The sequence below is a fragment of the Chitinophaga varians genome (assembly GCF_014529945.1).
In the GTDB taxonomy this organism is placed as follows: Bacteria; Bacteroidota; Bacteroidia; order Chitinophagales; family Chitinophagaceae; genus Chitinophaga; species Chitinophaga varians.
This window is the reverse complement of the sequence record NZ_JACVFB010000002.1, coordinates 1333712-1351396: the sequence shown is the minus strand read 5'-3', so window position 1 is coordinate 1351396 and position 17685 is coordinate 1333712. Positions and strand designations below refer to the sequence as shown.

At 49.6% G+C, this 17685-nt stretch carries 13 protein-coding genes; 5 read left to right on the top strand and 8 right to left on the bottom strand.

All coding sequences use genetic code 11. The features are described from left to right. Positions 1-29 precede the first annotated feature (29 nt). The 3 genes from ICL55_RS13400 (at position 30) to ICL55_RS13390 (ending at position 6669) form a co-directional block, all read left to right on the top strand. The gene (locus ICL55_RS13400; protein ID WP_188097857.1) at positions 30-2543 is read left to right on the top strand and encodes a bifunctional UDP-N-acetylmuramoyl-tripeptide:D-alanyl-D-alanine ligase/alanine racemase; all 2514 of its coding nucleotides are present in this window, start codon (positions 30-32) and stop codon (positions 2541-2543) included. 61 nt (positions 2544-2604) lie between these two features. Further along, positions 2605-3246 carry a lipoprotein signal peptidase gene (locus tag ICL55_RS13395; protein ID WP_188097855.1) on the top strand — a complete coding sequence of 214 codons (642 nt, stop codon included), beginning with the start codon at positions 2605-2607 and terminating at the stop codon, positions 3244-3246. Between the two features lie 561 nt (positions 3247-3807). Beyond that, entirely contained in the window at positions 3808-6669 is a 2862-nt protein-coding gene (locus ICL55_RS13390) for a TonB-dependent receptor (protein ID WP_188097853.1), read from the top strand. A gap of 173 nt (positions 6670-6842) precedes the next feature. Here ICL55_RS13390 and ICL55_RS13385 read toward each other — a convergent pair whose 3' ends face one another. The 7 genes from ICL55_RS13385 to ICL55_RS13355 all read right to left on the bottom strand — a co-directional run bounded on the left by ICL55_RS13385 (position 6843) and on the right by ICL55_RS13355 (position 13542). Continuing rightward, a complete protein-coding gene (locus ICL55_RS13385) occupies positions 6843-7829 on the bottom strand; it encodes a 2-hydroxyacid dehydrogenase (protein ID WP_188097852.1) in 987 nt (328 codons plus the stop codon). A gap of 88 nt (positions 7830-7917) precedes the next feature. Beyond that, positions 7918-9318: a class II fumarate hydratase gene (gene fumC, locus ICL55_RS13380; protein WP_188097850.1), complete on the bottom strand. Its 1401-nt coding sequence runs from the start codon at positions 9316-9318 to the stop codon at positions 7918-7920. 46 nt (positions 9319-9364) lie between these two features. Then, positions 9365-10141 carry an enoyl-CoA hydratase/isomerase family protein gene (locus ICL55_RS13375; protein WP_188097848.1) on the bottom strand — a complete coding sequence of 259 codons (777 nt, stop codon included), beginning with the start codon at positions 10139-10141 and terminating at the stop codon, positions 9365-9367. 43 nt (positions 10142-10184) lie between these two features. Then, positions 10185-11357, bottom strand: a complete 1173-nt coding sequence (locus ICL55_RS13370) for a S41 family peptidase (protein WP_188097845.1) — start codon at positions 11355-11357, stop codon at positions 10185-10187. A gap of 23 nt (positions 11358-11380) precedes the next feature. Continuing rightward, on the bottom strand, positions 11381-12124 hold the full coding sequence (locus ICL55_RS13365; protein ID WP_188097843.1) for a porin family protein: 744 nt from the start codon (positions 12122-12124) through the stop codon (positions 11381-11383). Positions 12125-12226: 102 nt separating this feature from the next. Next, positions 12227-13030 carry a hypothetical protein gene (locus ICL55_RS13360; RefSeq protein ID WP_188097841.1) on the bottom strand — a complete coding sequence of 268 codons (804 nt, stop codon included), beginning with the start codon at positions 13028-13030 and terminating at the stop codon, positions 12227-12229. Between the two features lie 92 nt (positions 13031-13122). Next, positions 13123-13542, bottom strand: a complete 420-nt coding sequence (locus ICL55_RS13355; protein WP_169223758.1) for a cobalamin B12-binding domain-containing protein — start codon at positions 13540-13542, stop codon at positions 13123-13125. Between the two features lie 93 nt (positions 13543-13635). On the opposite strand from ICL55_RS13355, the gene ICL55_RS13350 reads away from it, so the two are divergent. Beyond that, complete coding sequence (locus ICL55_RS13350) at positions 13636-15303, top strand: glutamine--tRNA ligase/YqeY domain fusion protein (protein WP_188097839.1); 1668 nt, start codon at positions 13636-13638, stop codon at positions 15301-15303. 75 nt (positions 15304-15378) lie between these two features. Here ICL55_RS13350 and gltX read toward each other — a convergent pair whose 3' ends face one another. Beyond that, entirely contained in the window at positions 15379-16911 is a 1533-nt protein-coding gene (gene gltX, locus ICL55_RS13345; protein ID WP_188097837.1) for a glutamate--tRNA ligase, read from the bottom strand. 101 nt (positions 16912-17012) lie between these two features. On the opposite strand from gltX, the gene ICL55_RS13340 reads away from it, so the two are divergent. Next, positions 17013-17636 carry a polysaccharide deacetylase family protein gene (locus tag ICL55_RS13340; RefSeq protein WP_188097835.1) on the top strand — a complete coding sequence of 208 codons (624 nt, stop codon included), beginning with the start codon at positions 17013-17015 and terminating at the stop codon, positions 17634-17636. The last annotated feature ends 49 nt before the right edge of the window (positions 17637-17685 follow it).

Sequence of the window (17685 nt, the reverse complement as noted above, 5' to 3'; positions counted from 1 at the left end):
TGGTTAATGATTATTCAAATCTGATAAAAGTGTATAACGCAGCAAGCATTAACAAGACGCTCAAAGGGGAATTGTTGCAAGAGACCGGATTTTCTGAAATTGAACATCTCTTACTGGACAGCCGGAAGTTGAGTTTTCCGGAAACATCTCTGTTCATACCCCTTGTTAGCCCCCGGCGCAACGCTCATCAGTATATTGAAGAGCTGTACCGCAAAGGGGTCAGCAACTTCATTGTGAGTGAGCCCGTGCCTTTAGAGAAATATCCTAAAGCCAACTTTATTCTGGTAAAAGATACCTTACAGGCGTTGCACGCGCTGGTAGCCTTCCACCGCCAACATTTCCACATACCGGTTATAGGTATCACCGGCAGCAACGGTAAAACCATCGTGAAGGAATGGCTGTATCAGTTGCTCGAAAAGGATTACAACATTGTGCGCAGCCCGAAGAGCTACAACTCCCAGATAGGCGTGCCGCTCTCTGTATGGCAGATGAAACCTGAACATCAGCTGGCCATTTTTGAAGCCGGCATTTCACAGCCTGGCGAGATGGTGAACCTGGAGAAGATCATCCGTCCTACCGTGGGCATCTTCACCAATATCGGCGAAGCACACAGTGAAGGGTTTCTGAATATCCGCCAGAAGATCAACGAAAAGCTGGTCCTCTTTGCTAAAAGTGATATCCTTATCTATTGTAAAGACTACCTCGCATTGAACGAATGCGTGTTGTCTTTCCACAATCAGGTAGGCAAGAAAGAAACACAGGAAGGTGGGGGTGGTGGCCCGGAATTGTTCTCCTGGTCCCGCAAAACAGACGCTGACCTCCGTATCGTTACCATCGAGAAAAACGATAACCAGACCCGCATTGAGGCGCTGTACAAACAGGAAACACTGCATATCAATATTCCCTTTGTGGATGAAGGCTCCATCGAAAATGCCATTCACTGCTGGGCGCTCATGCTGTACCTCGGCAAGGAGCAGGAAGTGATACAGCAACGGATGGACCTGCTGAGCAATGTGGCCATGCGACTGGAACTGAAACAGGGCATCAACAACAGCTCCGTGATCAACGACGCTTACAACCTTGATCTGGGCTCCCTGACCATCGCGCTCGATTTCCTGCAACAGCAGCAACAGCACGCCACCCGCACCGTGATCCTCAGCGATATCCTGCAAAGTGGTAAAAGCGACGCTACTCTGTATGAAGAAGTAGCCGACCTGTTACAGAAAAAAAGCATAAACAAACTAATCGCCATCGGGAAAAACATCGGCCGGGAGAAAAAAAGCTTCCAGCAGGTAGACGGCTTAAAAACACAGTTTTTTAGCACGACCGATGAATATGTACAGCAGTTCAATGCCGATGATTTCGAGAACGAAACTATTCTGGTAAAGGGCTCCCGTGTCTTCCAGTTTGAACGCATCGGTAAACTGCTGGAACAGAAAGCGCATCAGACTATTCTGGAGATCAACCTGTCAGCTATTGCCCATAATGTGAAGCAATACCAGTCGTTGCTAAAGCCCGGCACCAAACTGATGGCCATGGTGAAAGCGTTCTCCTATGGCAGCGGCAGCTTTGAAATAGCCAATCTCCTGCAATTCCATGGGGTGGATTATCTCGCGGTAGCTTATGCCGATGAAGGCGTGGAACTGCGCCGTGCCGGCATTACCATGCCGATCATGGTGATGAATCCCGAGCCAGCCAGCTTTGACGCCATTCTGCACTGGAACCTTGAGCCGGAAATTTACTCCATGAGTATCCTGCTGCAGTTTATGGAAGAGGTGAGTGCGGCCGGTAAAACCGAATTCCCTATCCATATCAAGCTGGACACGGGCATGCATCGTCTTGGCTTCGTGAAAAAGGATATTCCGGCGCTGGCGCAGGCCCTGACAGCCAACCAGCTGCTGAAAGTGCAGTCTATTTTCAGTCACCTGGCCTCCAGCGAAGATCCTGAAAAAGACGCGCAGACACAGCAACAGGGCCGTTTGTTCTATGAAATGAGCCATGAGCTGCAGAAAGCGCTGAGCTATACGGTTATCCGCCATATTTCCAACAGTTCCGGTATTACCCGGCATCCGGACCTCCATCTGGACATGGTAAGATTAGGCATTGGCATGTATGGCCTCGATTCCGGCAACGGTATGCAGGAGCAGCTGCGGAATGTCAGCACCCTGAAAACCACCGTGGCACAGCTTAAACACCTGGAACCCGGCGATGCCGTGGGTTATGGCGGTCGCTGGACAGCCAAAGCGCCTGCGGTGACCGCTACTGTGCGTATTGGTTATGCCGATGGTTATCCGCGCAGACTGGGCAACGGCGTAGGCAAAATGCTCATCCGCGGCAAATTCGCCCCTGTTATCGGTACGGTGGCCATGGACATGCTGATGCTGGACGTCACCCATATCCCGGATATACTGGAAGGCGACGAGGTGATCGTTTTCGGCCAGGACCTGCCAGTACAGCAGTTGGCCAACTGGGCGGACACCATTGCCTATGAAATATTAACAGGAATTTCACAGCGGGTGAAACGGGTATATTTTCAGGAATAATGATATTGCAGGCTTCGGACTTTGAAATAATCTGTTATTTTTGACAAAATTTTAATATCAGTTGAAATATCGTCACGTAGTATTTATTGTTATCCTTATCCTGGTTATTGATCAGACGCTGAAATTCTGGATCAAGACGCACATGTTTATGCAGCAGGAGTTTATCATTTTCCCTAACTGGTTCCGTATCCATTTCATCGAAAATGAAGGAATGGCCTATGGCCTTAAGTTCGGCGGAGATTTCGGCAAGATCCTGTTGACCACCTTCCGGTTAGTAGCGGTAGTCGCTGGCTTCATATACATGAAAAAGCTCATCCGGGAAAAATACAGCATCGGATTGCTGATCTGTGGCTCCCTTATCCTGGCGGGCGCAGCGGGCAACCTGATAGATAGCATGTTCTATGGCCTGATTTTCAACGATAGCATCGGCTACGAGGTAGCGAAGTTTATGCCTTCCGGTGGCGGTTATGGCAGCTTCCTCCACGGCCGTGTGGTGGATATGCTGTACTTCCCGATTTATGAAGGTTATCTGCCCAGCTGGGTGCCCTTCAAAGGCGGCGATTACTTTGTATTCTTCCGCCCGGTGTTCAACATCGCTGATGCTGCTATTTCTATTGGCGTCATCACCATCCTGCTGTTCCAGAAACGGTTCTTTGCCCGTCATACTGCCCAGCAACAGGAGAAGACAGCCGTGAAGATTTAGACATTTGGATATTTTTTGATTTTGATATTTTATTTAGGGATTTTTTGATTTTCGATTTTTTGATTTGAAGAGACAGATCAGAAAACAGAAAATCAGGGAATCCCTAAATTATTATCGCGGGTTGTATTTATACTTCCCATAAAAAGCCCCGCTATCTTCCAAAATCACCCATTCGCAATTGTTTCAGGTCAGTATTCATACCTTCGACAGAGCGCCCAACGATCTCCCCAAATCAAAAAATTGAAAATCAAAACATCCAAAAATTGCTCTCTTTGTCTGTCTGATAGACAGCCCGGATATCTCCCCAAAATCCCGAAATCAAAAAATCGAAAATTATTTCTACTCATTATCAATCATTTGCAATTTATTTTCTGTCATCGTTTTGAAATAAAAATTCCCCGTTTTATATTTGTCTACTAATTCTATAGACTATATGGCTTTTGAAACTGTACATACATTGTTGCTACACCGATGTTGAGGCACAACATCGGGCTTTCCGGCGCTCCCTATCACTTTTATCACAATCCAGGATCTATATAATGTTATAACTTTTACCACATCATGCAAAAGTTCTTTCCGATACTGGCCAAAATCCTCATTTTGGCTCTGGTACTCAGTCCAACCCTATTACAAGCTCAACTCAACGGCTCCTACGTTATTGAGGGCAAAATCACTGATGACCACAGCGCCGGCCTGCCGGGCGCTTCTGTACAGATAAAAGGCACTTCCTTCGGCACTACCACCGATAGCTTGGGCCGTTTTCAGCTGACGACCAACACCCGTTTCCCACTGAAGCTGGTGATCCGTTTGATTGGCTATCAGCCCCAGGAGTTTGAAGTTAAAAACAGTAACAGCAGAGTAGCCATACAATTATTTACCCAGTCGCTGCTGGTCAACGAGGTAGTGGTATCCGCCTCCCGGCAGCAGGAGAAGCTGTTGCGCTCGCCGGTAGCCATCGAAAAACTGGATATCCGGGCCCTGAAAGAAACGCCTTCGTCCACCTTCTACGACGCATTAGGCAACCTCAAAGGCGTACAGATGACGACTGCCGGCCTCACCTTCAAAGTATTCAATACCCGCGGCTTTAACGTGCCCAACAACTTCCGGTTTATGCAACTGGTAGATGGTGTCGACAATCAGGCGGCCACCCTCGGCGTTCCGCTGGGTAACGCCATCGGGCCTACGGAGTTGGACATACAAAGCGTGGAAGTCACCCCGGGCGCGTCTTCCGCACTGTATGGCATGAACGCCATCAACGGCATGTCTAACCTCGTCACCAAAAATCCTTTCGATTATCAGGGTGTCAGCGTATACCAGAAAATCGCGTTCAACCATTTCGATGGTAAAGGCAGCAGCCCCAAGCCACTCACGGAAACGGCTGTACGCTATGCACAGGCCTATTCCAAATGGTTTGCCTGGAAAATCAACGCCAGCTACATGCAGGGCACCGACTGGTATGCCGACAGCCACGATGATTTCACACCGCAAAGTAAGATCAACCCTGATTTTCCGCAGCTCAGCGGCGACAACAACATCGCTGCCGATAACTGGAACAAATACGCCGATCAGGGCAATATCCCCATCACCGACAAAGACGGTCGCGCTTACACCGTACACCGCACCGGCTACTGGGAAAAAGACCTCGTAGGCGACTACACCGTTCGCAATACCAAAATAGACGGCTCCCTCAACTTCCGGCTGAAAAACAAAATGGAGATCTCCCTCGCTTCCCGCTGGGGACAGATGGACGGCTTCTTCCAGCGTGGTAACCGCATCGGCCTCAGAGGCGTTACCGTTTCCAACCACAAACTGGAAGTCGTACATCCTGATTTCACCGTGCGCTCCTACATCTCCATAGAGAATACCGGCGACTCCTACAACATGAACCCGCTGGCCGATAATCTGGAGAAATCCTTTAAGTCGGACAAAGTGTGGCAGAAAGATTATACCACCGGCCTTAACAACGCCTTGACACAAGGCCAGGACCTCGTAGCTGCCCATAAAGCAGCCCGCGCCTTCGCAGATGCCGGCCGCTTTGAACCCGGCACCGCCGCCTTTGAAGCACAGCGGGATAAAATCAAAACCATCAACGACTGGGACATTTACCCCACCTCCAAAAATCCGCTCAATACTACCGGCGGCGCCGCCCTAAAGCAAAAAAGCCGCTTTTATCATACAGAAGGCACCTGGAACCTGCGTAAATACGTCCACTTCGCCGATGTACTGGTAGGCGCAGACTACCGCACCTACGAAATCATCCCCGATGGCAATAACTTCGTGGATTTCAGCCTGCCACTCGACAAACGCAATCAGGAAGGCGGTAAACATATCTGGTACGGCAAAGTTGGTGGCTTCGCACAGATCAGCAAATCCTTCTTCCATGACGCGCTGAAACTCACCGGCTCCCTGCGTTACGACAAAAACGAACAGTTCGCCGGAAAAGTAAATCCGCGTATCGCTGCCGTATATTCCGTGAAGGATAAACACAACTTCCGCGTATCATGGCAAAATGGGTTCCGCTTCCCCTCCCTGTTTGAGGCTTACTCTTTTGTAAACAACGGACAGGTGCGGCGTGTAGGCGGCCTTGCCTTCATCGAAGAAGGACTGGGCTATTTCAAAAATTCCTACCTCACCACTTCTGTTGATGCGTTCAACGTAGCAGTAAACAAAACCATCAACGCGGAACATATCAGCAAAGATGCCGCTGCCGCTAAAAACGCAGGCATCCTCAAAGTGGCCAATCTCGATCCTATCGTACCGGAAGAAATTACTTCCTTCGAAGCCGGCTATAAAGCGGTATTGCTGGACAACAAGTTATTCATCGATGTAGATGGCTACTATAGCTCCTACAAGAATTTTATCGGTCAGATTGAAGCGGTAGTGCCACAAACCGGTAACGTTCATTCACCGGATGCCGCCGTGCTGAACCAGATGCTCGATAAAACACTGCAAAACCGCTACCGCGTGTGGACCAACAGTAAATCTACCGTTAACAACTATGGCTTTGCCGTAGCCGTTACCTACGATATCTATAAAAACTATACCGTAAGCGGCAACGCCAACTTCAACAAACTGGCACAGGACAAAACCAAAGACGACGCACTGGTACCGGGTTTTAACACCCCTGAATGGTTTACCAACATCAGCATCGGTAACAGAAATCTCTTTAAAAATATAGGCTTCAACGTGGTATGGCACTGGCAGGATACCTTCTACTGGCAAAACCTCTTTGGCAACGCAGACGTGCCAGCCTACAGCACCGTAGATGCACAGGTAACCTACCGCGTCCCTAAAATCAAAACATCTTTCAAAGTGGGTGCCTCCAACCTGTTGAATACAGCGTACTTCCAATATGTTGGCGGGCCTACCATCCGTGGTTTGTATTACCTCACTATTACATGGGACAACGTGTTTAAAAAATAATCCTCCCAGGGGCTGAAGCCCTGGGCTACATGTGTTCAATTGTCTCAAAGAGCGAGATGCTAAAGTAAAGGCCGCATAAACCTCGTTTATGCGGCCTTTACTTTGTAAATGATCCATGATAAGCTCTGGATCACATTGTAGCCCAGGGCTTCAGCCCTGGGAACCTGGGGCGATTATAACGCATTTTTCAGCGGTTCGTTTTTTTCGAAAGCGTTGATATTTGCCAATGTTGTTTCTGCAATTTGTGTGAGCGCTTCTCTGGTAAAAAATCCCTGATGGGCCGTTACCAGTACGTTGGGGAAAGTGGTGAGGCGGGAGAGCACATCATCCTGGATGATGGTGCCGGAGAAGTTCTGGAAGAAAAGTTGTTCTTCCTGTTCGTATACATCGATGCCGAGGGCGCCTATGTGCCCGTTTTTCAGCGCTTCTACCACCGATTTGGTATCTATCAGGCCGCCACGGCTGGTATTAATGAGTACCACGCCGCGTTTCATCTGATTGATGGTGTGTGCGTTGATAAGATGTCTGGTGTCGGGCGTTAATGGACAATGCAGGGAGATGATGTCCGATTCCGCCATGATCGTTTCTGATGACACATAAGTAACGCCGGCTTTCATCAGTTCTTCATTGTTGTATACATCGTGTGCCAGTACCCTACAACCGAAGCCCAGCATGATACGGCAAAATACCGCACCGATATTACCAGTACCAATCACACCGACTGTTTTACCATACACGTCAAATCCATCCAGTCCGCCCAGCGTAAAATTATTATCACGTACACGGTTATACGATTTATAGATTTTTCGGTTCAGTGCCAGCAATAATGTGACGGCATGCTCAGCCACCGCATGCGGGGAATAGGCCGGTACCCGTACCACTTTAATGCCCGCGTCCTCAGCCGCTTTGAGGTCTACGTTATTAAAGCCGGCGCATCGCAATGCAATCAGGCGGATACCTTTTTCTTTCAGTTGACCGATAACGGCAGCATCTACTTTATCGTTCACAAATACACAGACGGCTGTTTCATCTTTGATCAGTGCGGTATTGTCTTCATTGAGCGGGTATTCCAGGAAGCGGAAATGATGGGCATTGTTTTGATTGGCCTGATTAAAATAGGTGATGTCGTAGGGTTGGGTGCTGAAAAAGAGTATGTTCATCTGCGTGCGGTTAAGACAGGGTCAAAAAAAATACGGATTTGCGGGCTTTTGACACCACACAAATCCGTAATATGATCAAACGGTATGTTTATTTGATTTCGCCGACCATGTTGCCGGGTACTACCCACTCGTCGAATTGTTCGGGAGTAACATAGCCCAGTTTCACGGCCATTTCTTTCAGTGTGGTACCTTCCTTGTGTGCTTTCTGCGCGATTTCTGCTGCTTTGTAATACCCAATTTTGGTATTGAGGGCAGTCACCAGCATCAGGGAGTTTTCCACGTGTTTGCGGATGTTGGCTTCGATAGGTTCGATACCTTCAGCGCATTTATCGTTGAAGCTTACGCAGCCTTCACCGATGAGGCGGGCAGAGTGCAGGAAGTTGAAGATCATCACCGGTTTGAACACGTTGAGTTCGAAGTGGCCGTTGGCGCCGCCAACAGAGATGGCCACGTCGTTACCCATTACCTGTGCAGCGATCATGGTGAGGGCTTCGCACTGAGTCGGGTTTACTTTACCCGGCATGATGGAAGATCCTGGCTCGTTGTCGGGAATATGGATTTCGCCGATGCCTGCGCGGGGGCCGGAGCTGAGCATACGCACGTCGTTGGCGATTTTCATCAGGCTCACCGCTACTGTTTTCAGTGCGCCGTGTGCTTCCACGATAGCATCGTGTGCCGCCAGTGCTTCAAATTTGTTGGGAGCGGTGATGAAAGGCAGTCCGGTCAGTTTGGCGATGTGTGCCGCTACGTTTTCGGAGTAACCTTTCGGGGTGTTGATACCGGTACCTACGGCAGTACCGCCGAGGGCCAGTTCACTCAGGTGAGACAGCGTGTTGTTGATCGCTCTCAGACCGTGGTCCAGCTGGGCCACGTAACCGCTGATTTCCTGTCCAAGGGTGAGGGGCGTAGCGTCCATGAAGTGGGTACGACCGATTTTCACCACATGTTTGAAGGCTTCTGCTTTTTTAGCCAGCGTATCACGGAGTTTTTTAATACCGGGGATCGTTGTTTCCACCAGCATTTTATACGCCGCGATGTGCATCGCAGTAGGGAAGGTATCGTTAGAAGATTGAGATTTATTCACATCGTCATTCGGGTGAACGAACTTCTCTTTATCAGTGAGCTGACCACCGTGAATAACGTGAGCGCGGTAAGCCACTACTTCATTCACGTTCATGTTGGACTGGGTACCGGAACCTGTTTGCCATACTACCAGCGGAAACTCATTATCCAGTTTACCCTCCAGTATTTCATCGCACACCTGACCAATCAGATCACTTTTTTCTTTTGGCAGCACGCCTGCATCCAGATTGGTGAGCGCTGCCGCTTTCTTCAGGTAAGCAAATGCCCTGATAATTTCTTTCGGCATTTTGTTGATATCCTGGGCGATCTTGAAATTTTCAATGGAGCGCTGTGTTTGAGCACCGTAATAGGCGTTTACAGGCACCTGTACTTCACCCATCGTGTCTTTCTCTATTCTAAATTCCATGGCTTAAGCTTTTATGAATTAATGCAGCAAAAGTAAACTGTTCTGGCTATTCTCCCTTAAAATTTGCCTGTCTTTTCTGAATAAAAGCTTCAGCGCCTTCCTGCAGGTCTTTGGTAGCGAAACAGGCCGCGAATTCACGTATTTCGGTTTCCCAGCCGTCTACGTCCTTGTCTACAGCGGCATTCACGCATTTTACCACGCGGGCTACGGCCAGCGGGGCTTTAGTTTGTATTTTCTGAAGGATGGCCATGGCTTTGGGCAGCAGTTCCTCCTGTTTCACCACATGATTCACCAGTCCCCATGCCAGCGCCTCTGCGGCGGTCAGCATGTCGCCGGTCATCATCAGCTCTGTGGCTTTGCCTTTGCCAATCAGCTGGGTAAGCCGCTGGGTGCCGCCATAGCCGGGTATCAGGCCCAGGTTCACTTCCGGCTGGCCGAATTTCGCGTTTTCACTGGCGAGGCGGAAATGGCAGGCCATAGCCAGTTCACAGCCACCGCCCAGCGCGAAACCGTTGACAGCCGCGATGATAGGCTTCGGCGAGTATTCTATCCGCTGAAATACCACGTGGCCGCTTTTCGCCAGCTCTTCACCCTGTTTGGGGGAAAGGGTGAGGAATTCGCTGATATCAGCGCCTGCCACAAAGGCTTTTTCGCCAGCCCCCGTGAGGATGGCCCCTTTGATATCTTTATTCCGGTAAATTTCATCGATCACCAGACCCAGTTCTCCCATCATCTGCTGATTGAGCGCATTCATCTTTTCCGGGCGGTTGATCGTCACGATCAGAATATTATTATCCAGTTGTGTACTTAATGTCTGGTACATGGCCTTCTTTTTTAGTTTACCAATATTAAGCAATATTCGATAACTAATGAATCAGGCTGAGGGCTGCCTCCAGTTGCAGGTCACGGCCCGCTTTCAACGCTGCCGGGTTGTAAGGCACGGCCATATCCGGCGGGAATCCGACTCCCTCGTAGATATTACCGTCTTTGTACTTAAACATCAGGGAGGAGGTATACACAAGATTGAGCCAGCCGGTGCTGAACTGACCGCCGTTATAAAATTTGTTGCCCGTCAGCGGACCGTTGGCGCCCCAGGTGCGTTCTCCCACAAAATGCCCGTTGGGCATGGCTTTTACGGCCATAGTAGTCATTTCGGCCATACTTATGGACCAGGCGTCGGCCAGCATCACAATGGGGATGGTAATGGCTTTGCTGCCTGGCTGCGGCCCCACATAAGCCGGTGCCCAGGGGGTATAGTCCAGCCGTCCGTTGCCCAGCTTGGACCGGGTATAACCAAATTGAAGCGGTTGCGTGATCATTTTTCCCAGCAGGAAGTTAAGGTCATCCAGGTCCCCGCCCCCGTTACCACGTACGTCAATGATAATTCCTTTCAGGTCTGTCCGGTTGGCCAGGGCATTGAAGAAATACTGCTCTACCAGCTTTACGCCGTTGATGGTATCTGTATTAAAAAGCGTTTTAAGGCTGAAGCCGTTGAAAAACAGATACAGGATATTCTGATTGATAGTGCCGGAAACGGCCACATACTGTTTATCAGGCGTATTGGTAAATCCACGGCGCCCCGCATCCAGGTAGTGCCTGGGGATAGTATCATAAAAATGAAAAATACTGATGCGTGGATGAAAGTCCGGGCTGTGCATCTTTCGCTGGAAAGCCGGGTTAACGGAGTTGGAATCTTTGAGCCATGTATCAGCAAAAGAAATATTATAGTGGGAGTCTACCAGCCCGGATGTCATTTGTTTGAAGTACGTATACGCTTTGCGCACATCGTTGGAATCATTGACATTCAGTTTGGCAAAGAGAGGTTTATAGGTGCGGTACACCTGGTCCCAGTTGACCGTATCGATATCCCAGAAAACATAATTGTTGTTCATGCCGGTCCAGAAGCCGTCGAACACCTCGTTGAAATTGGCGTTGACGTAGTTCTGCGGATCATTGAGCTGCGGCAGGTCTTTCCGGCAGGCCATGGTCATCAGCAGCAGGAGAGGCAGTATATAGCTGACAGGAGATTTCATCTTCATAAAAAATTAAAAGTGAGTAACAATTATTGGGCATCGCCATGGAAAAGGCGGCGGAGGTTAAACAGGCATCCGGCCTGCAATACATAACTATCGTTATACCGGGGCACCTGATCTATCATGTAATTTTTCTGTTGATCAGTGAGCCCGTAATAATAGCGGGCTTCCACGAAAAGGCGAAAACGCTCCGCCAGCAGATATTCCACGCCGCCACCCGCTACGAGGCCCCATTCCATCCGCCGGTCACGGCGGCTGTCGAAAGTATACTTTTCATCGTAGCGATAAGCCTCATTGTACCGGTAATAATCTGATGTTTGCTGGTTGGCAGGAACATCGGGGCTGTTGCTAAATACATTGGCCATAGCGCCCTGTATGCGCCCGCTGATCCAGTAGGCGCCGTAGCCGCCGGCATTGACGAAACCTCTCCACTTCTGTCCGCCAAACGAGCAATGGGCCATGATGGGTAATTGCAGATAGCCGTTGAGGTTATACTGGTAAATACCGGCGAAAAAATGATCCCGGCGAAGCTCATAACTTTTCCGGATATACGACGGGTCTGCCTGTATAGCCAGCCAGTCGTTGAAACGATACTGCAGCACCAGGCCCGCCACAAAGCCGCCGTACTGGCGATACTGCGTAAAAGCGCGATAGCCGGCATTCGTATGTACATAGTTATTGACATACCCGCCGGAAACACCGATTTCAAACTGCGCCCGGACGGACAGGGTTAACAGTAAAAAGGTGGCAAAGAGGAGTAAGTATTTCTTCATATAGCCTGTATTTGAGGTTTTTTTGGTTGATCACTGCACAAAAAAATCCCGTAGCAAACCGGGGCCTGCTACGGGACTTATGAAGAATAACGTTTTTAACGGCTAATAGTTCACCTCAATTTGTGCTTTTCCACTTTTCATTCTCATGTAGTGTCTTTTCTTGGGCACTTTAAAATACTTGACACCATTGAAGTTATAACCGAAGGTGACGAATACCAGGTTGGCATCTGTGTTTCTGTATGGATATACTTTATTAGCGCCGGACCCATAGCTGAAATCGCGGTTAAAGAAGTTCTGCGGGTAGTACTGTACTTTAAGCCCGAAGCCATGAACACGCAGGCCGGCAAACAAGGACGGCATGATCAGCGGGGTACGGTCGCTAAACCACTCGTTGAATTTGTGTACTTTTTTGCCGTCCACAAATTGTTTCTCTTTGTAGTTGAAGGCCAGGTCCAGCTCACCGCCAAAGAAGAAGAAGGTACCTCCGGTCACGTCTCCGATTTTAAGACCGAGTGGTACGCCCATGGTGTATACCCTTTGTTTCAGCTTCAGGGAATCCGTAGGTTTGGAGATCAGCCCTATGTTTTTGAATTCCAGGCCGGTGAATGCCCCGAAGTGACGGGTAAAATCCTTGTTAAAGTTCACATGATAATTAAAGATGAAGCTGAAACGCGGGATGTTACGCATATGTTCTCCGTTCTGCTTCATGTCTGCAAAGGAGAGCATGCCCGACAGGCCGCTGGTAACGTAGATATTGTCCCGCTTCTTAGGGTATCTTCCAAAAGAGATGGAGATCGCCCCATCGGCAGTCTTTTTATTGTCCGTGGAATCTGTTTGTTCCTGGGCGAATGCGCCGATAGTGCATAACAGCAGCAGTAACAGGGACGGGTATAACTTGTATCTCATAAAAATGGCGGTTGTGGTTTCTTAGATTCTTGGTGATTTATACCGAGAAGACGACCCGCCCGTGGAAATGTTACGGCTACACGAAAAAAAAGTTAAAAATTTCTGTGACCGGCCACCCAGGTGGTGATATAGTCGGAGATGTCTTTGGTATGGGTCCCCGGCGGAAACAGTTTACCGACGCCCATTTCCTGCAGCTGCTGCATGTCTGCGTCAGGGATAATGCCGCCGCCGGTGAGCAGTACATCGTTCATCCCTTTTTCTTTCATGAGGGCTATCACTTTAGGAAAAACAGTCATATGTGCACCGGAAAGGATACTGATACCGATAGCGTCCACGTCTTCCTGGAGGGCGGCATTGACCACCATTTCGGGGGTTTGTCTTAATCCGGTGTAAATAACTTCCATACCGGCATCGCGGAGGGCGGCTGCGATCACTTTAGCGCCGCGATCGTGGCCATCGAGGCCGACTTTAGCTACCAACACACGAACAGGACGATTTAACTGGTTGACCATTCTTAAAAATTAAGGTCGTAAAGATAAGGATTAGCCGTAACTAAAAGCTAAGCGCTATTTTTGCTACCTTTGCAGACATATTTAATTTTTCTTATGAGCGAAGAAAGGTCACTCAATTTTATAGAACAGATCGTAGAAGACGACATTGCTAACGGCGTCAATGGCGGACGTGTGCTGACACGTTTTCCGCCCGAACCCAACGGCTATCTCCATATAGGACATGCCAAGTCTATTGCATTGAACTTTGGCCTGGCCCAGAAATACAATGGCAAAACCAATCTCCGCTTTGACGATACCAACCCTGTCACAGAAGACACCGAGTATGTGGATTCTATCAAAGCAGACATCCGCTGGCTGGGCTATGAGTGGGACAAGGAACTGTATGCCTCCGATTATTTTGAGCAGATATATGAATTTGCCGTAACGCTGATCAAAAAGGGGCTGGCATATGTGGAAGATGCTACTGCCGAAGAAATTGCGGCCAGCAAAGGCACGCCTACCACGCCAGGTACGCCTACCCCTGCCAGAAGCAGGTCGGTAGAAGAGAACCTGGACCTGTTTGCCCGGATGCGCGCCGGCGAATTCAAAGACGGAGAGAAAACACTCCGCGCTAAAGTGGACCTGGCCTCTCCTAATATGCACATGCGTGACCCGCTTATGTACCGGATCAAACATGCGCATCACCACCGTACCGGCGACAAATGGTGCATCTACCCGATGTACGATTTCGCCCATGGCCAGAGCGACAGCATTGAAAATATTACCCATTCCCTCTGTACGCTGGAGTTTATTCCCCACCGTGCACTGTACGACTGGTTCATCAAAGAACTGGAAATATTCCCCAGCCATCAGTATGAGTTTTCCCGTCTGAACCTGAACTATACGGTGATGAGTAAACGAAAACTGAAACAGCTGGTGGAAGAGAAATATGTAAGCGGCTGGGATGATCCCCGCATGCCTACTATCAGCGGCCTGCGCCGCCGCGGCTATACCCCTGCCAGCATCCGTCAGTTTTGCGAGCGGGTGGGCGTACAGAAGCGCGAGCAGATGATCGACATCGGCCTGCTCGAATTCTGTGTCCGCGAAGAGCTGAATAAAACAGCCAATCGCGTGATGGCCGTACTGGACCCGGTTAAACTGGTGATCACTAACTATCCGGACGGACAGGTGGAAGAAATGAACGCCGAAAACAATCCGGAAGACGCCACTGCCGGCAGCCGTACCCTGCATTTCAGCAAAACGCTTTATATCGAGCGGGAAGACTTCATGGAAGAGCCTCCGAAGAAATTCTTCCGACTGGGCCCCGGTTTGCATGTACGCCTGAAAAACGCCTACATCATCAAAGGTGAAAGCGTGGAAAAAGATGCTGATGGCAACATCACCACCATCTACGCCAGCTATCTGCCGGACACCAAAAGCGGCGGCGACAACAGCGGCATGACCGTAAAAGGCACCATCCACTGGGTAAGCGCTGAACATGCCGCTACTGCGGAAGTACGGCTGTATGACCGTCTCTTTAAATCAGAGAACCCCGGCGCAGAAGAAGGCGATTTCAAAGATTTCCTCAACCCGGATTCCCTGCAGGTGATCAAAGAAGCCTATGTAGAGCCGTCTCTGCTGCAGGCAAAGCCAGGCGACCGCTTCCAGTTTATGCGTAAGGGTTATTTCACCGTAGATCCTGACAGCACGCCTGAAAAAGTGGTGTTCAACAGGACCGTTACCCTGAAAGACGCCTGGGCTAAAGAGAAAAGCAAAGCCTAAAAGCTGTATTATACAAGAGAACGCCCCGTTGATATGCTATCAACGGGGCGTTTCTCTTTATGGTCATTCATTCAGTCAGCTGTTAAAAGCCGCTACACCTTTGGCAATGCGGGTGCGGGTTTCTGTGAGGCCTATCGTGGCCGCAATATCAAATACCGGAGGGCCGAATTTGCCACCGGTCAGCATAATACGGAATGGCAGCTGCAGTTCGCCCATTTTGATGTTTTTCTCTGCTGCGAGCGCTTTGAAGCTGGCTTCCAGCTCAGGTGCAGTAAAGGCGGAAACATCATCCAGCTTTTCTGCCCAGGCAGCGAAGAAAGCGGCTTTGTCTGCGTTCCATTTGGGTTTTACCGCAGCTTCATCGTAAGCGGCAGGCGCTTCGAAGAAAAAGAAGCCGTGGTCCCATATTTCATTCACAAAATAGCAGCGTTCTTTCACCAGTCCGGCTACAGTGGCAACATATTCAGGTGCGGCTTTGACGCCTTTTTCTTCCAGCACGGGAGCAAAGAGACGGGCCAGGCTTTCGTTGTCTTTATGATGCAGGTATTGGTGGTTGAACCACTTCGCCTTTTCATAGTCGAATTTAGCGCCGGCTTTGTGTACGCGGTCGATGGAGAACTTGTTGACCAGTTCTTCCAGGGAGAAGATCTCCTGTTCTGTACCGTCGTTCCAGCCGAGCATCGCCAGCATGTTGATGAAAGCTTCCGGCAGGAATCCCAGTTCGCGGAAACCTTTGGTGAATTCATTGGAGCGCGGATCTGTCCAGTTCATGGCATATACCGGGAAACCGAGGCGATCGCCATCGCGTTTGCTCAGTTTACCGTTACCGTCTGGTTTGAGGATCAGCGGCAGATGCGCCCACTGCGGCATGTCTGCTTCCCAGCCCAGGTATTTCCACAGCAGGATGTGAACGGGCGCAGAAGGCAGCCATTCCTCGCCACGGAAAGCGTGGGTAATTTTCATCAGGTAATCGTCTACCACCACGGCGAGGTGATAGGTAGGCATACCATCCGCTTTCAGCAATACTTTATCATCTACCTGACCGGTGTTAAAAGTCACTTCACCGCGGATCATATCGGTAAAGGTCATCTCCTGGTCGGCAGGCATTTTAATACGAATAACGTGCGGGGTATTGTTGGCCAGCAGCTCCTTCACTTCTGCTTCAGAGAGGGAGAAGGAGTTACGCATTTTTTCCCTGATCTTGTGGTTGTACTGAGGCTGCGGGTTCTCAGGCGTTTTCAGCCTTTCACGCATGCTTTCCAGTTCTTCCGGTGTGTCAAAGGCGTAATAGGCATGACCGGACAGCACCAGTTGCTCCGCATATTGGCGGTACAGCGGTTTACGTTCGCTCTGGCGGTAAGGGGCGTAAGGACCACCTACAGCAGGACTTTCGTCAGGGGAGAGGCCACACCAGCGCAGCGTTTCATTAATATATTCTTCCGCACCCGGTACATAGCGGGTCTGGTCAGTATCTTCGATACGCAGGATAAAGTCGCCTTTATGCTGCTTTGCAAACAAATAGTTGAACAATACAGTGCGTACACCTCCAAGATGTAGGCCACCAGTAGGACTGGGGGCAAAACGCACTCTTACTTTTTTGTTATCCATAGATCGCAAAGGTAAGGAAATAGCCTTTAGGTTTCTGTCATCAGCTTTAGTGCTTTTAACCTATCTTGCGGTCATCAGCTCACTGCTAAAAGTCAAAGCGCTTGTTCTATCTTACCAAAACACCCGGCATCCTGAAAGCTTTGTACAAAAGCTGCATCTGGGACCTTTCTCCGGCAAACAACACCGTATATCTGACCTTCGATGATGGCCCCCATCCGGAAGCCACGCCATTCATCCTGGAGCAGCTGAAAAAATACGATGCCCAGGGCACGTTTTTCTGTATCGGTAAAAATGTAGTGGAGCATCCCGATATTTATCAGCAGATACTGGAAGCGGGGCATAGCACGGGTAATCATACCCATAATCATGTGAACGGCTGGAAAACCAGTACCGACAAGTATATAGAGAATATTCTGGAAGCCCGCAAATACATTACCTCTCCGCTTTTCAGGCCGCCCTATGGCAGAATTACGCCTTTTCAGATAAAACAGCTGAAGCAGACCGTTCCCGGTACCAAGATCATCATGTGGGACGTGCTGAGCGCGGATTTTGATCAGGAGATAGATGGCGAAGCCTGTGTACAGAACGTGGTTTTTAAAATGAGGCCTGGCTCCATTGTGGTGTTTCATGACAGCACCAAGGCCTGGGACCGGATGTCTTACGCCTTGCCGCGGGTGTTGGAGCACTGCAAAAAACAGGGTTACAACATGGCAGCCATCCGCTAAATAAAAAACCCGGGACCCAAAGCCCCGGGCTACGATATTATCTTTTTGT

Bases quoted from the DNA above. Each gene is read 5' to 3' on its own strand.
- ICL55_RS13390 (WP_188097853.1), top strand. From the start codon at position 3,808: ATGCAAAAGTTCTTTCCGATACTGGCCAAAATCCTCATTTTGGCTCTG.
- ICL55_RS13385 (WP_188097852.1), bottom strand. From the start codon at position 7,829: ATGAACATACTCTTTTTCAGCACCCAACCCTACGACATCACCTATTTT.
- gltX (WP_188097837.1), bottom strand. From the start codon at position 16,911: ATGGATAACAAAAAAGTAAGAGTGCGTTTTGCCCCCAGTCCTACTGGT.
- ICL55_RS13350 (WP_188097839.1), top strand. From the start codon at position 13,636: ATGAGCGAAGAAAGGTCACTCAATTTTATAGAACAGATCGTAGAAGAC.
- ICL55_RS13360 (WP_188097841.1), bottom strand. From the start codon at position 13,030: ATGAGATACAAGTTATACCCGTCCCTGTTACTGCTGCTGTTATGCACT.
- fumC (WP_188097850.1), bottom strand. From the start codon at position 9,318: ATGGAATTTAGAATAGAGAAAGACACGATGGGTGAAGTACAGGTGCCT.
- ICL55_RS13365 (WP_188097843.1), bottom strand. From the start codon at position 12,124: ATGAAGAAATACTTACTCCTCTTTGCCACCTTTTTACTGTTAACCCTG.
- ICL55_RS13370 (WP_188097845.1), bottom strand. From the start codon at position 11,357: ATGAAGATGAAATCTCCTGTCAGCTATATACTGCCTCTCCTGCTGCTG.
- ICL55_RS13375 (WP_188097848.1), bottom strand. From the start codon at position 10,141: ATGTACCAGACATTAAGTACACAACTGGATAATAATATTCTGATCGTG.
- ICL55_RS13355 (WP_169223758.1), bottom strand. From the start codon at position 13,542: ATGGTCAACCAGTTAAATCGTCCTGTTCGTGTGTTGGTAGCTAAAGTC.